The following is a 12,883-nucleotide window of genomic DNA, read 5'->3' as shown; positions in this document are numbered from 1 at the left end:
CCACAGGCGCTCCCCTCCGCCGCGCGGAAGGGGAGTACTACCAAATTAGTCCCGCTCCCATACTGACCACGAGGGGCTTTTGGCCTTATTTGAACGTCGCGGGGGACATGCCAAGGCTCACCGCAAGCGCGGTCTAGGCAGCCTTGCGTACTTTGCGGCTGCCCTCAGAACGGGACCGTGACGACGAGAGTGCCGGAGGCTTGCTTCTGGCCGCCACGTGGCTGCCTTGGGCAACGGTGGTGTCCCCGTGCAGGCGGACCCCGTGGGCGATAACGGCACCAGCCCCGATTCGGGAATGGCTGCCGACATGGACCCGGTTCCCGAGCACTGCTCCCGGCCCGACATACACGGCATCACCGATCACCACCCGGTGACCGATCCGTGCCTGCCGGTCGATCCAGCTGCCGCCTCCGACGCGGCACCCCGACTCCACCCGGGCACCGGCCTCCACGTAAGCGGTGGAACTGATGAACGACGTCTCGTGGACTTCCGCGCCGCGCCCGATCAGACCGCCACCGTTCGGGTGCCGGTGGTAAGTGATGACCTTCCCCGCGTCGTCTTCAACGGTTTCGATTTTCCTGCTCATTACCTTCCTGTCAGTCACGAGCAACCCATAACATCGGACACTCTTTTTAACAGCAGAACCGCAACGTGCATTCCATGCCGAAATCCGACGGCGCGCACTAATTTTGCGGAACATTCGGGCCGCGCCGATGGTTATTTAGACAAAGGACTCAGGCTTCCCACAAGGAGGTGCAGGGTGACCGCGAATGACAAAGATCTGTCAGGGCGCCGTCCCTACGGTGGTGTTCCTGGTGCCGGGCACGTGCCGGGTGCCAGTGCCCACCCGTGGCGCCGATTTGTTGCTTTGGGGGATTCGTTCACCGAAGGAGTGGGCGACCCTGACCCCCGGACTCCGGGCGGCGTACGCGGTTGGGCCGATCGTGTGGCGGAGGAATTGTGCATCGGCCATGAGGACTTTGCGTACGCGAACCTTGCCATACGCGGCTTGTTGCTGGAACAGATCCTGGAACGGCAAGTCGGGCCCGCGCTGGCACTGCAGCCGGACCTCATCACGCTTTCCGCGGGCGGCAACGACATGGTTTTCCACAACGGTGACCCTGACAAGCTGGCTGACAGGCTCGACGCCGGCGTGGAACTTTTGAGTTCCGCCGGCGCCACCCTGGTGCTCTTCACCGGGCCCGACTGGAGATCAACGCCCGTCCTTAGCCGCAACCGAACCAGGGTTGCGGTCTTCAACGAAAATATCCGCTCCATCGCGTCGCGGCATGACGCCGTGATCGCTGACCTATGGGGACTGAGGACGCTCCGGGACCCGCGGATGTGGGACCAGGACCGCCTGCACCTCTCGCCGCTCGGCCACCACACCGTGGCAATGATGGTGCTGGATACACTGGGCGTCCCGCACGGGCTCCGGCCGCTGGAACCCGGAGACCTGCCGCGGGGCAGCTGGCCTCAGGCGCGGGTGGGAGACCTGATGTGGGCACGAAGGTACCTCCTGCCTTGGGCGTGGCACAGGCTGCGGAACCGGGTGGCTTTGGAAGACCTGAGGGCAAAACGGCCTATTGCAGCCCCCGTAAACAACACCGTGCCATCTGTCGCCGCAATGAAGAGCGTGAACCAGTAGGCAGACAGGTCTGTCTACTTCCCGACGCTGTCATATCGCGGCATGCGTCGCGGCTCTGAACGTTTCCGCTACGCTCCCGCGATGCGCAGGCCGTGCTCGGCCTCGGCCGGGGTGGGCTCGGCACGAGCGCTGCCCCGGAATTCCCAGTGGCTCACCTCGCCCTCCGGGCTGGTCACCGTGCCCGAGCCGAGCGCCTTGTCGATCCTCCGGCGCACCTCAGCCTCATGCTCTGGCTCCGTGGCGAAGACGACGCGCAGGACAACGGTGCCGCCGGCTCTTTCGGCCCCGTTGTGGTGGGCAGCAAAGGGGCAAGGAGGGCTGTGGTCCCAGCTCCCGCATAATTCCAGGGTGATGGCTCCGCCGGGGCCGCGGATGTCGCCGTCGGGGGCCATCCCGACCGTTGCCTCATGTACAAAAGGTGCCCGCATGGCGCCATTCTCCCATCAAGGCGAAGGCCGGGCGGCCTATGCCGCCCGGCCTTCGCCGTCCACCCGCGACGCAACGCTAGCCGCGCAGGTCCTTCCCCTTGGTCTCGGGGAGGCTGAAGACGAACGCCGCGCTGATGAGCAGCAGGACCACGGCGTAGACATTGAACAGGCCGGGCAGCTGAAGCGTGGTGCCAAGCCACTGCTGAAGGTACGGTGCGGTTCCGCCGAACACGGCCACGCAGATGGAGTAGGGGACGCCGACGCCCACGGTGCGGATGCTGGTGGGGAACAGTTCCGCATAGACGGCCGGAACAATGGCTGCGCTGGCCGCGATGAAGATAAGCATCACGGACATGCCCACCGCCAGCTGCCAGGCGGAATCCTTCAGCAGCCAGGTCATGGGGAAGTGCATCACGGCCGAGCCGATGGCTCCGGCCCAGAGGACCTTTTTGCGGCCGATCCGGTCGGACAGTTTGCCCCAGAACGGCAGGGCGGCAATGAAGACGATGTTGCCGATCACGCCTGCCCAGAGCGCTTCGCCGCGGTCAATCTTGAGTGCGGTCGTGGCGTAGCTCGGGGCCACCACGCCCCAGATGTAGTAGATCACCGTCAGCCCCACGGTCAGGCCGATCACCTGCAGCGCCTGCTTGCGGTGCCGGACGATCTGCGGCCAGATGGGTGCCCGCTTCTCGGTAACGGTCTCACCCTCGAACACGTCCGTCTCGTGCAGTTTCGACCGCATGATCAGGGCGTAGAGACCCATGGCGGCGCCGATCAGGAACGGGATCCGCCAGCCCCAGGCGTTCATCACCTCGGTGCTCAGCGCCATGTTCAGGACCGCGCCCAGCAGGGTACCGAAGAGGATGCCCACGGTGCCGGACGTGTAGATCAGCGTGGCCCAGAAACCGCGGTGCTCCCGGGGAGCCATCTCGGAAAGGTAGGTTTGCGACGACGGCAGCTCGCCGCCGTGCGCCAGGCCCTGTACCAGCCGGGCCACCAGCAGCATCAGCGATGCCCACGCCCCGACGGCCGCGAAAGTGGGCGCGATGCCGATCATCAGGCTGCCCAGGGACGCCAGGCCCACGGCCAGGGTCATGGATGCCTTGCGGCCGATCCGGTCCCCGATCCAGCCGAAGAGGAAGCCGCCGAAAGGGCGGGCCACGAAGCCGACGGCGAAGATCGCCAGGGTGGAAAGGACAGCAGACGCCGGATCCGCCTTGCTGAACAGCTGGCTGGCGATAAACGGCGTGAACGTGGCGTAGATGGCCCAGTCGTACCATTCGACGGCGTTACCGATGCCGGTGCCGACGATGGTTTTCCTGGTGGCGGCGCGGGCCGCGAGCTGCGGGCTGACGGTGGTTGTCATGGTGTTCTCCAGGGTTCTCAGGACCGGGCGGCCAGGGTGGCGATGCGGGAGAGTGCCAGTTCCGCGTAGAGCGCGGCGCCGTCGGCGAGGACGCCGTCGTCGAAGGTGGCATAGGGGGAGTGATTGAAGGGTGCGGCGGCGTGGTCGGCGCCCGGCGGGACGGCACTGAGGCCAATGAATGTGGACGGGACCTCGTTCATGACGCGGGAGAAGTCCTCCGAGCCGCTCAGCGGGGTAGCGAAGCGGGTGTGCCGGTCTTCGCCGAACAGCCCGTGGATCACACTTTCCGCGGTGTGGGTCTCGTTCACGTCCGTGACGCTCAGCGGGTACTCGGCACGGTATTCCACGTCCACGTCCAGGCCGTGGGCGGCGGCGATACCCTTTAGCAGCGCGGGGATGGCGGTCATCATCTTCTCCCGGGCATCCTCGGAGAACGTGCGCACGGTGGCTTCGATCCTGGCGGTTTCGGGGATGACGTTCCGCTTGGTGCCGGCCTGCAGGACACCTACGGACAGCACCACGGGATCGAACATGTTGAACTGCCGGGTGATCATGACCTGCATCGCGGTGACCATCTCGGCTGCGGCGGTGACCGGGTCCTTGGCCGAGTGCGGAGCCGAACCGTGTCCGCCGGCGCCGAGCACCGTGACGAACAGCCCGTCGGAGGCGCTCATGATCACGCCGGGCCGCGTGCAGAACCTTCCGTACGGTTCCAAGGCGGAAAACACGTGCATTCCGTAGGCTGCGTCCACCCGGCGCCCGGCGGCGTCCAGGACGCCTTCGCGGATCATGTGGCTCGCACCATCGAAGCCTTCCTCGCCCGGCTGGAACATCAGGACGACGTCGCCGGCCAGTTCCTGCCGGCGTTCAGCCAGGAGCGTGGCGGCTCCGGCCAGCATGGCCGTGTGAAGGTCGTGGCCGCAGGCGTGCATGGCGCCGTCGATCTTCGAGGAGTACTCTGCACCGGTTTTTTCCTGCACCGGAAGGGCGTCCATGTCCGCGCGGAGCAGGACGGCCGGTTTGGCGGGCGAAGCGTGCGGTGCGCCGCCGCGCAGGACCGCAGTGACCGACGTCGTGCTCTCACCGAGGGTGATCTCGTACGGCAGTCCGTCCAGCGCCTTCAGCACTTTTTCCTGGGTCCGCGGAAGATCAAGGCCGATTTCCGGCTCCTGGTGCAGCTGGTGCCTGAACCTGGCGAGGTCCCCCTGCAGCTCCTTGGCGTCGGTGATGATCGGCATGCGCGCTCCTGATCTCTCGGCGGGCCGGCAGCGGATCTGCGGCCCCGGTCTCAAGTCTCGCGTGACACACTTCACAGGTGGTCAAATGGCTGGAAAAATGCATTTTGTAGATGATGAAGGCAGTATTCGTGCAATCGGCTTGCTGAAGGAAAAGATAGATGGAACTTAGCGAGGAGGACCTGGCCCTTATCAATGCGCTCCAGATTGCACCGCGGCTGAGCTGGGCGGACGCCGCCGAGGTCCTGGGTGTTCATGCCACCACGCTGGCCGCACGCTGGGAGCGGTTGCGCTCCGCTGGGGCATCCTGGGTGACGGCCCACCTGATGGGCGACCCGCAGCAGATGTGCCTGGCGTTTGTGGATGTGGAGTGCGAGATGCACCGCCGTGACGACGTGACCGAGGCCCTGGCGGCCGTGCCGGAAATAGTCACCGTGGACGAGGCGGCCAGCAACCGCGACCTGATGCTGACGGCGATCACGCAGTCCCTGGAGGAGTTCGGCACCGCCGTGGCTGCGCGGCTGAAGGACATCGACGGGCTGGTGAAGTACCAGACAGCACTGTGCACGCGGCTGCACACCGGCGCCTACTCGTGGCGGCTCAATGTCCTGGACCGGGCCCAGGTGGCGGCGCTGCGGGCCAAGGCGGGACCTGAGGCCGCGGGCTCCGCCCCGCCGCTGTCCATGCGGGAGCCGCTGCCCGCCAGCCACCTGGACCTGCTGCCGTTCCTGGCCCGTGACGGCCGGGCGACTGCAGCGGACATTGCCCGCGCCCTGGGACGGCATCCTGCCACCGTCCAGCGGCAGCTGAACCGCGTACTGGCCAGCCGGGTGCTGTCCTTCCGCTGCGAGATCGCGCAGAAATACTCCGGGTTCCCGGTGACGTGCCAGTGGTTCGCAAACGTTCCGCCGGGACAGCATGATGCCGCGGCGGCCGAGCTCCGAGGGTTCCGCAACGTCCGGCTCGCCGCCTCCACCACAGGACGGACCAACTTTGTGATCATCATGTGGCTGCAGTCCGTGGCCGACGTCCTGACCGAGGAACTTGCGCTGCAGCAGCGGATCCCGGGCATTGAACTCGTGGAGAGCGTGGTGATGCTCAGCAGCGTCAAGCGGGTGGGCTGGATGCTGAACCCGGACTCGACGGCGACCGGCGCCGTGGTGCCTTCCGTGGGGTTAGGCCTTCCGTCGGGTTGACCCGTCGGGTTAAAGCTGGACGCTTAGGGCGTCCGGACCTTCGGGCGCCCCGGTGTCGGGATTCCGAGAGCCAGGTTCCCAACGCCGGGCGCCGGCCCCGCCGTCGCCCAGTGTGTCCTCCGGATTCTGCAGCCGGCAGGCCTTGAGGCTGAGGCAGCCGCACCCGATGCACCCGTCCAGGTCGCGCCGCAGATGCTCCAGGGCGGCGATGCGCGCGTCCAGTTCCGAGCGCCACAGCCGCGAAAGCCGTGACCAGTCGCGCTTGTTGGGGGTGCGCCCTTCGGGCAGGGAATCCAGCGCGGCCCGGATCTCCTTCAGCGGGATGCCCACCCGCTGGGAGACCCGGATGAACGCGACGCGCCGCAAAACATCGCGGCGGTACCGCCGCTGGTTTCCGGAGGTCCGTTCGGAGGAGATCAGCCCGTTGCGTTCGTAGAAGTGAAGGGCCGACGGCGCCACCCCGCTCCGTTCGGACAGCTCACCGATGCTCAGGGCATGGTGTGCTCCGCCGACAAGCTGTGGCATGCTTCCCCCTAGGCTTTCACGAAGCCTCCACCGAAGCTCCCAGCGTCATTTCCGCATCCCGGGCGGCACCTTGACCTCAACCTTAGTTGAGGTCCTACGGTAGCGTCCATGACTACTGATCAGGCCACTACCGTGCAACGAAGCGCCCCGGCATCCGCCCCAGAGACCGCAGGAATCCTGCACCGGCACTACCTCCTGGTGACGTCCGGCGCATGCGCGCTGGTGTTCCTGGCCGCCTTCGAATCCCTCGCGGTAACCACCATCATGCCGCTGGTCAGCCGGGAACTGGACGGCGCCGGGCTCTACGCCCTCGCCTTCGCGGGCCCCCTCGCCACCGGCGTGATCGGCATGGTGGCGGCCGGCAACTGGTCGGACCGACGCGGGCCCGTGGGGCCGCTCTACGCGTCGGTTGCCCTGTTCGTGCTGGGCCTGCTGATCGCCGGCACTGCCGAAAGCATGGCCGTCCTCGTGGCCGGCCGGCTGGTGCAGGGGCTGGGCGGCGGCGCCATGACCGTGGCCCTGTACGTGGTGGTGGCCCGCGTCTACCCGCCGGTGCTGCACCCGAAGATCTTCGCTGCCTTTTCCGCAGCCTGGGTGATCCCGTCCCTGGTTGGCCCCTTCGCCGCCGGTATTGTGGCGCAGGCGGCCAGCTGGCACTGGGTGTTCCTTGGCGTGGTGGGGCTGGTGGTTCCGGCACTGCTGATGATCGTTCCCGCGCTGCGCGGACTGCACGGCCGTCCGGCAACAGCTGAGGCCCCTGCGGGCGCGAAGGCGGACGCGGACGCTGCAAATACCAGGCGGTGGTCCTACGGCCGGCTTGCGTGGGCTGCCCTCGCGGCGCTGGCTGTCCTCGGGCTGAACCTCTCCGCGCAGGTCCCGGTGGCCGGCGGTGCGCTGGCGGCAGCCGCCGTCGTGGTTGCACTGGTGGCGGTGCGCCCGCTGGTGCCACGCGGCACCCTGCTGGCCAGGCGCGGACTGCCGAGCGTCATCCTGGCCCGCGGGCTGGTCTCGGCGGCGTTCTTTGGCGCGGAGGTCTACCTGCCGTACCTGCTGGTGGAACGCTACTCCTATTCGCCCACCTTCGCCGGGCTGACCCTCACGTTCGGTGCAATTGCCTGGGCCGGAGCTTCCGCGGTCCAGGGCAGGCTAGGCACGAAGCTTAACCACCGGCTGGCCATCATCATCGGATCCGCGATGGTGCTGGGCGCCGTCGTCCTGGCCCTCGTGACCACCGTCCTGGGCTGGCCGGCCGCCGTTGCGATCGCCGGCTGGATCTTCGCGGGCGGCGGCATGGGGCTCATGTATCCGCGCCTGAGCGTCATGACGCTCGCCATGTCCACCCCCGATACCGAGGGCTTCAACAGTTCGGCCATGTCCATTTCGGATTCCCTCGGCGGGGCGCTGGCCCTCGCCACCACCGGCATCGTGTTTACCGCCTTAACCGCAACGACGACGGCGGGCGGGGTGTCGGGCGCCTCCTTCGCGGGAGTGTTCGCCCTTACGGCCGCCATCGCCGTCGTCGCTGTGGTGGTGGCGCCGCGGGTTGCGGCGCGTCGAACGTCCTAGCTCAGGGTGCTGACTTTTGCTTTGTCCGAATCAGACTCAGCCTTCCACTCCGCGATCCGTGCCTGCTGGAGCGGCGTCTTCCGGTTGAAGTGCCAGGCGGCGCCCAGAATCAGGAACCAGAAGGGTGCCACGAACAAGGCAAGGCGGGTGTCGTCCGCCTGGGCAAGTGCCACGAGCATAAACACGAAGAACGCCAGCACCACGTAGGGCATGAAGGAGCCGCCGGGCATCTTGAAGGCGGATGCCGCGTGCAGTCCGGGCCGACGGCGGCGGAACACGATGTAGCTGACCAGGATCATGGACCAGACGAACATGGTGAGCACTGAGGCCACCGAGGTGACCACGGTGAAGGCGCCGATGACCGAGTCGCCCGAGTAGAGCAGCACCAGGCCGGCCAGGAGGAAGATGCAGGAGAAGAGCAGGGCGTTCTGCGGGACCTTGCGGATGCTCAGCTTGCCGAATGCCTTCGGTGCGTTGCCGTCCTGGGCCAGCCCGTAGACCATGCGCGAGGTGGAGTAGATGCCGGAGTTGGCGCTGGAGGCCGCGGATGTGAGTACCACGAGGTTGATGACAACCGCGGCGATCCCCAGTCCGGCAAGGGTGAACATGCCGATGAACGGGCTGCTGGCGGCGTCGATGCTCCGCCACGGGTTGACCGCCATGATGACCACCAGGGCGCCCACGTAGAAGAGCAGCACACGGATGGGGATGGAATTGATGGCCCGCGGCAGGTTCTTTTCCGGGTCCTTGGTTTCGGCCGCTGCGGTGCCCACCAGTTCGATGCCGGCGAAGGCGAAGATGGCGATCTGGAAGCCGAGGATGAAGCCGAACATGCCGTGCGGGAACATACCGCCGTCGTTCCACATGTTGGCCAGGTTGGCCACGGCGCCGTTGGGGGAGGTGAAGTTCGTGGCTATCATCACGATGCCGGTGCCGATCAGCGCCAGGATGGCCACCACCTTGATGATGGCGAACCAGAACTCGGCTTCACCGAAGGCCTTGACTGTGGGGAGGTTGAGCAGGATCAGCACCACGGGGGTGATGAGCGCCGGGATCCAGAGCGGGGTTCCCGGAGCGAGCTTGTCCACGTAGCCGGCAATCGCCACAATGTCCGCAACTCCGGTGACAACCCAGAAGAACCAGTAGGACCAGCCGGTGAAGAACCCGGCCCACGGGCCCAGGAGGTCGCCGGCGAAGTCGCTGAAGGACTTGTAGTTCAGGTTGGAAAGCAGGATTTCGCCCATCGCCCGCATCACGAAGAACAGCATGAAGCCGATGATCATGTAGACGAAGATGACGGAAGGGCCCGCAAGCGAAATGGTCTTGCCGGAGCCCATGAACAGTCCGGTCCCGATCGCGCCGCCGATGGCCAGCAGCTGGATGTGCCGGTTGCTCAGCGCGCGGGAAAGGTGCGGTTCCTGGCTGTGGCCTCCGGTGGTGGGTTCCGTTGCAGTGTTCCTGTCAACCGTGGTGGTGCGTTCAGACATCAGTGCTCTTTCCTTTTTCGCAGGCAGACTGCGTTGCGGTAGGGATGCCGCGCCGCCATCCGCACGGAGCCGCCACAGTGTGACGGAGGTAACAGTTGGGGGTGTGGATTAAGACTAGGGGCAACATTCCGGCCTTTTCCTTCGCTGCCGGAGGCGCGCGGTTCCATGCGGAGGGCCGGGGGGCGACGGCGGCGGTCCGGCACGGTGCCGGGCGCGCCGCGACCGGAAAGGGCGTTCACCGGCGTGCTGCCGGGGCTCTCTGGCTATGGGGTCGCCTCCCTGTTCCGTGTCCCGAACGGGCGGGTCCGCCGCCATCCGCGTCGCTTGCTTCTCGACAAACGTCGAGCTTCAAAGCAGCAAGTGTAGTCCGTTGTTCTTCCTGGCCGGTCCGCTCAGATTCGAAGCAACCCCCGCAGGGGATGGGGAGCTGAGATGGGCCGCAGGGGATGGGGAGGGGAGGGGCCGCTGGCCGTCCCGCCCGGCGGGAAGCGGGGAAGCTGTCCGTGGATGCTAGACTTGTGGAACTTGATGTGCAGTGATGCCCACTCTGATCCGGTTCATCAACCGGATCCCCTAAAGGATTTGTCCGGCAGGGAGTGGGTTTTTTTCATGTGAGAGGCACATCCTGCGTCGATGAACGCGTTCTATTTGGTCCCGGCTGCCGCTGCCGCAAGGTTGGCAGCAGCCCGGTTGACCACCTGACTTTTCTTCGGCGAACCCCTGGTCCAACCGGCACCGGGGCCGATATCCGCATGGATACCGCCTGAAAGACCTTTGAAACACATGACTACTTTTGCTGCCCTCGGCACGCCCAAAGCGCTCGCCGACACACTGACCGCGCAGGGAATCGAAACTCCGTTCCCCATCCAGGTCAAGACCCTCCCGGACACCCTCGCAGGCCGCGACGTCCTGGGCCGCGGCCGTACCGGCTCCGGCAAGACCATTGCTTTCGCAATCCCGCTTGTAGCACGACTCGCTGAGCGGGAAGCAGGCTACTTCCGCAAGCCGGGCCGCCCCATGGGCCTGGTCCTTGCGCCGACCCGTGAACTGGCCACCCAGATCAACGCGACCATTGAGCCGCTGGCCAAGGCCGCCGGGCTGACCACCACCGTGATCTACGGCGGCATCTCCCAGGCCCGCCAGGAAAAGGCACTGCGCGCCGGCGTAGACATCGTCATCGCCTGCCCGGGCCGCCTGGAGGACCTGATCCGCCAGCGCATCCTGACCCTGGAGGCCGTGGAGATCACGGTCCTCGACGAGGCCGACCACATGGCCGACCTCGGCTTCCTGCCCGTGGTCAAGAAGCTCATGGACATGACCCCCACCCAGGGCCAGCGCCTGCTGTTCTCCGCCACCCTGGACAACGGCGTGGACAAGATCGTCCAGCGCTACCTGTCCAACCCGCTCACCCACTCAGTTGATGACCCGCAGGCCGCGGTGACCACCATGGAACACCACGTGCTGGTAGTCAACGACCAGACCGTCAAGAAGCAGCTGATTGTTGAGCTCGCTTCGGGTGCCGGCCGCCGCGTGCTCTTCATGCGCACCAAGCACCACGCCCGGAAGCTGGCCAAGACCCTCACCGACGCCGGCATCCCCGCTGTCGACCTGCACGGCAACCTCTCGCAGAACGCCCGTGACCGCAACCTCGCCGAGTTCTCCTCCGGTGACGTACGCGTCCTGGTGGCCACCGACGTCGCCGCCCGCGGCGTCCACGTGGACGACGTCGAACTGGTTATCCACGTTGACCCGCCCACGGAGCATAAGGCATACCTGCACCGCTCGGGCCGTACCGCCCGCGCCGGTTCCGACGGCACCGTGGTCACGCTGACCCTCCCGGAGCAGCAGTCCGACGTCAAGAAGCTCATGAAGGCTGCCGGCGTCGAGGTCAACTTCGAGCGCGTCACCGCGAACTCGCCGCTGGTTGCCGAACTGGTGGGCGAAATGGCCGACAAGATTGATCCGCGCACCCGCGCCGCACTGCTTGCCGCCAAGGCCAAGCAGCAGGGCGGCGGCACCTCCACCGGTGCCAACGCCGAACGCAAGCGCGCCCGCCGCCAGGCCGCACCCACCACGGGTGGCCGCGGCGGACGTGGCGGACGCGGGAAGGTCTCGGCTGAGGCTCCCCGCACCGACCTGCCGCGTGCAGAGCGCCGCGCCGTGGCCTACGAAGGCCAGGCCGCTGCCCGCAACGCCGCAGACCGCGTCATCGAGCAGAACGAAGACCGCGCCATCGCCGCAGCGGCCGCGCGCCGCAACGCCCGTGGCCGCGGAAGCGCAGCAGGCACGCACCGCAACGACGTCCCGGCGGCAGGCGGCCGTGCATCGGCTGGCCGCGGTTCGGACGGACGCACGGATTCACGTGTCACCCGCAGCGATGCTCCCCGCGGCGGCACCGGACGCCCGGCTACCTCCGGCGGACAGCGCGGCGGACGCCCCGCAACGGGCCAGCGTGCAGCCGGAGCCGGTGCAGGTGCCCGTACGGGCGGCGGACAGCGCTCAGCGGGCGCCGGCGCAGCCAGCGGCGGCAACAAGGCCGTCTGGTCCTCCAACACCGGCGGCACCTCAGGCGGCTCGTATGCAGGTAACGGCGGCGGCGGCGGTCGGTCGAGCGATGGCCGTCCGGCACGCAGCGGTCCCCGCCGCGCGTCGGCTCCGGCATCGAACGAACGCCGCAGCCGCTAGAGTCCCTTATCTACCATCGAGTGCTCCGTAACCGCCGTTTGGAAGGTTCATAACGGCAGTTGCGGAGCACTCGATCGGTTGTTAACCCGGCTTCACCAGCCGCGGGCGCGCCACTCCTCCAGGTGCGGGCGTTCGGCGCCCAGGGTGGTGGGCTTGCCGTGGCCCGGATGCACTACGGTGCTGTCCGGATAGATGCCGAACAGCCGCTCGCTGACATCGCTGATCAGCTGGGCGAACCGTTCGGGATCGTTCTGGGTGTTGCCCACTCCGCCGGGAAACAGCGAGTCGCCGGAGAAAATGTGCGCAGGTCCTTCCGGGTCCTGGTACACCAGCGCCACGGACCCCGGCGTGTGCCCCCGCAGGTGCACGGCGGTCACGTCGAAGCCGTCGAAGTTGCCCACGTCCCCGTGATCCAGCAGCACATCCACCGGGACCGGCAGCTCGGGAGCGTCATCCGTCCCGGCCGCCGTCTTTACTCCGGTTGCTTCCACCAGGCCCGGCAGCGCACGGACATGGTCCCAGTGCTGGTGGGTGGTGGCAACCAGCGCCAGCTTCGGCGTCGCAGGGGTATCCGCGGCGGAATCGGCCAGCAGCTCCTGGATGGCGGCCAGATCGTCGGCCGCATCGATCAGGAGCTGCGCCCCGGATGCCTTGCTGGTCAGCAGGTACACATTGTTGTCCATCTCGCTGACCGAAATCCGGCGGATGGTGATGTCACGCAGGTCGTGAATGAGGGAATCCATGCGC

12 protein-coding genes are annotated in these 12,883 nt (G+C 67.0%); 5 read left to right on the top strand and 7 right to left on the bottom strand.

Annotation, left to right across the window (positions count from 1 at the left end; translation table 11 throughout):
* Positions 1 to 133: 133 nt before the first annotated feature.
* Positions 134 to 586 carry an LbetaH domain-containing protein gene (locus tag J2805_RS12830; protein ID WP_309976716.1) on the bottom strand — a complete coding sequence of 151 codons (453 nt, stop codon included), beginning with the start codon at positions 584 to 586 and terminating at the stop codon, positions 134 to 136.
* 174 nt (positions 587 to 760) lie between these two features.
* Here J2805_RS12830 and J2805_RS12825 point away from each other — a divergent pair, with 174 nt between their 5' ends.
* Positions 761 to 1,648: an SGNH/GDSL hydrolase family protein gene (locus tag J2805_RS12825; RefSeq protein WP_396134333.1), complete on the top strand. Its 888-nt coding sequence runs from the start codon at positions 761 to 763 to the stop codon at positions 1,646 to 1,648.
* A gap of 68 nt (positions 1,649 to 1,716) precedes the next feature.
* Here the strand turns inward: J2805_RS12825 and J2805_RS12820 are convergent, their stop codons facing one another.
* The 3 genes from J2805_RS12820 to J2805_RS12810 form a co-directional block, all read right to left on the bottom strand.
* Positions 1,717 to 2,076 (bottom strand): hypothetical protein, encoded by a 360-nt coding sequence (locus J2805_RS12820; protein WP_309976714.1) that lies wholly within the window; start codon positions 2,074 to 2,076, stop codon positions 1,717 to 1,719.
* Positions 2,077 to 2,152: 76 nt separating this feature from the next.
* The gene (locus J2805_RS12815; RefSeq protein WP_309976712.1) at positions 2,153 to 3,442 is read right to left on the bottom strand and encodes an MFS transporter; all 1,290 of its coding nucleotides are present in this window, start codon (positions 3,440 to 3,442) and stop codon (positions 2,153 to 2,155) included.
* Positions 3,443 to 3,459: 17 nt separating this feature from the next.
* A complete protein-coding gene (locus tag J2805_RS12810) occupies positions 3,460 to 4,680 on the bottom strand; it encodes a M20 metallopeptidase family protein (RefSeq protein ID WP_309976705.1) in 1,221 nt (406 codons plus the stop codon).
* Here J2805_RS12810 and J2805_RS12805 point away from each other — a divergent pair.
* Positions 4,670 to 4,849 (top strand): hypothetical protein, encoded by a 180-nt coding sequence (locus J2805_RS12805; RefSeq protein ID WP_309976701.1) that lies wholly within the window; start codon positions 4,670 to 4,672, stop codon positions 4,847 to 4,849. The two genes, J2805_RS12810 and J2805_RS12805, sit on opposite strands and share 11 nt — an antisense overlap.
* Positions 4,839 to 5,873, top strand: a complete 1,035-nt coding sequence (locus J2805_RS12800) for an Lrp/AsnC family transcriptional regulator (protein ID WP_309976699.1) — start codon at positions 4,839 to 4,841, stop codon at positions 5,871 to 5,873. Before J2805_RS12805 ends, J2805_RS12800 begins: the two co-directional genes overlap by 11 nt.
* Before the next feature lie 9 nt (positions 5,874 to 5,882).
* Here the strand turns inward: J2805_RS12800 and soxR are convergent, their stop codons facing one another.
* The gene (soxR, locus tag J2805_RS12795; protein WP_309976696.1) at positions 5,883 to 6,398 is read right to left on the bottom strand and encodes a redox-sensitive transcriptional activator SoxR; all 516 of its coding nucleotides are present in this window, start codon (positions 6,396 to 6,398) and stop codon (positions 5,883 to 5,885) included.
* A gap of 108 nt (positions 6,399 to 6,506) precedes the next feature.
* Here soxR and J2805_RS12790 point away from each other — a divergent pair, with 108 nt between their 5' ends.
* Positions 6,507 to 7,964, top strand: a complete 1,458-nt coding sequence (locus J2805_RS12790; protein ID WP_309976694.1) for an MFS transporter — start codon at positions 6,507 to 6,509, stop codon at positions 7,962 to 7,964.
* On the opposite strand, the gene cycA is transcribed toward J2805_RS12790, so the two are convergent.
* Positions 7,961 to 9,451 (bottom strand): D-serine/D-alanine/glycine transporter, encoded by a 1,491-nt coding sequence (cycA, locus tag J2805_RS12785; RefSeq protein WP_309976691.1) that lies wholly within the window; start codon positions 9,449 to 9,451, stop codon positions 7,961 to 7,963. The genes J2805_RS12790 and cycA overlap by 4 nt on opposite strands.
* A 783-nt stretch (positions 9,452 to 10,234) precedes the next feature.
* Here cycA and J2805_RS12780 point away from each other — a divergent pair.
* Positions 10,235 to 12,136: a DEAD/DEAH box helicase gene (locus J2805_RS12780; protein ID WP_309976689.1), complete on the top strand. Its 1,902-nt coding sequence runs from the start codon at positions 10,235 to 10,237 to the stop codon at positions 12,134 to 12,136.
* 92 nt (positions 12,137 to 12,228) lie between these two features.
* Here J2805_RS12780 and J2805_RS12775 read toward each other — a convergent pair whose 3' ends face one another.
* A complete protein-coding gene (locus tag J2805_RS12775) occupies positions 12,229 to 12,879 on the bottom strand; it encodes an MBL fold metallo-hydrolase (RefSeq protein ID WP_309976688.1) in 651 nt (216 codons plus the stop codon).
* Positions 12,880 to 12,883: the final 4 nt, after the last annotated feature.

Origin of the sequence: Arthrobacter oryzae (assembly GCF_031454875.1) — a bacterium.
GTDB classification, from domain to species: Bacteria; Actinomycetota; Actinomycetes; order Actinomycetales; family Micrococcaceae; genus Arthrobacter; species Arthrobacter oryzae_D.
This window is presented reverse-complemented; position numbering and strand designations above follow the sequence as displayed.

Bases quoted from the DNA above. Each gene is read 5' to 3' on its own strand.
- J2805_RS12830 (WP_309976716.1), bottom strand. From the start codon at position 586: ATGAGCAGGAAAATCGAAACCGTTGAAGACGACGCGGGGAAGGTCATC.
- J2805_RS12820 (WP_309976714.1), bottom strand. From the start codon at position 2,076: ATGCGGGCACCTTTTGTACATGAGGCAACGGTCGGGATGGCCCCCGAC.
- J2805_RS12815 (WP_309976712.1), bottom strand. From the start codon at position 3,442: ATGACAACCACCGTCAGCCCGCAGCTCGCGGCCCGCGCCGCCACCAGG.
- J2805_RS12805 (WP_309976701.1), top strand. From the start codon at position 4,670: ATGATCGGCATGCGCGCTCCTGATCTCTCGGCGGGCCGGCAGCGGATC.
- J2805_RS12810 (WP_309976705.1), bottom strand. From the start codon at position 4,680: ATGCCGATCATCACCGACGCCAAGGAGCTGCAGGGGGACCTCGCCAGG.
- J2805_RS12800 (WP_309976699.1), top strand. From the start codon at position 4,839: ATGGAACTTAGCGAGGAGGACCTGGCCCTTATCAATGCGCTCCAGATT.
- soxR (WP_309976696.1), bottom strand. From the start codon at position 6,398: ATGCCACAGCTTGTCGGCGGAGCACACCATGCCCTGAGCATCGGTGAG.
- J2805_RS12790 (WP_309976694.1), top strand. From the start codon at position 6,507: ATGACTACTGATCAGGCCACTACCGTGCAACGAAGCGCCCCGGCATCC.
- cycA (WP_309976691.1), bottom strand. From the start codon at position 9,451: ATGTCTGAACGCACCACCACGGTTGACAGGAACACTGCAACGGAACCC.
- J2805_RS12780 (WP_309976689.1), top strand. From the start codon at position 10,235: ATGACTACTTTTGCTGCCCTCGGCACGCCCAAAGCGCTCGCCGACACA.
- J2805_RS12775 (WP_309976688.1), bottom strand. From the start codon at position 12,879: ATGGATTCCCTCATTCACGACCTGCGTGACATCACCATCCGCCGGATT.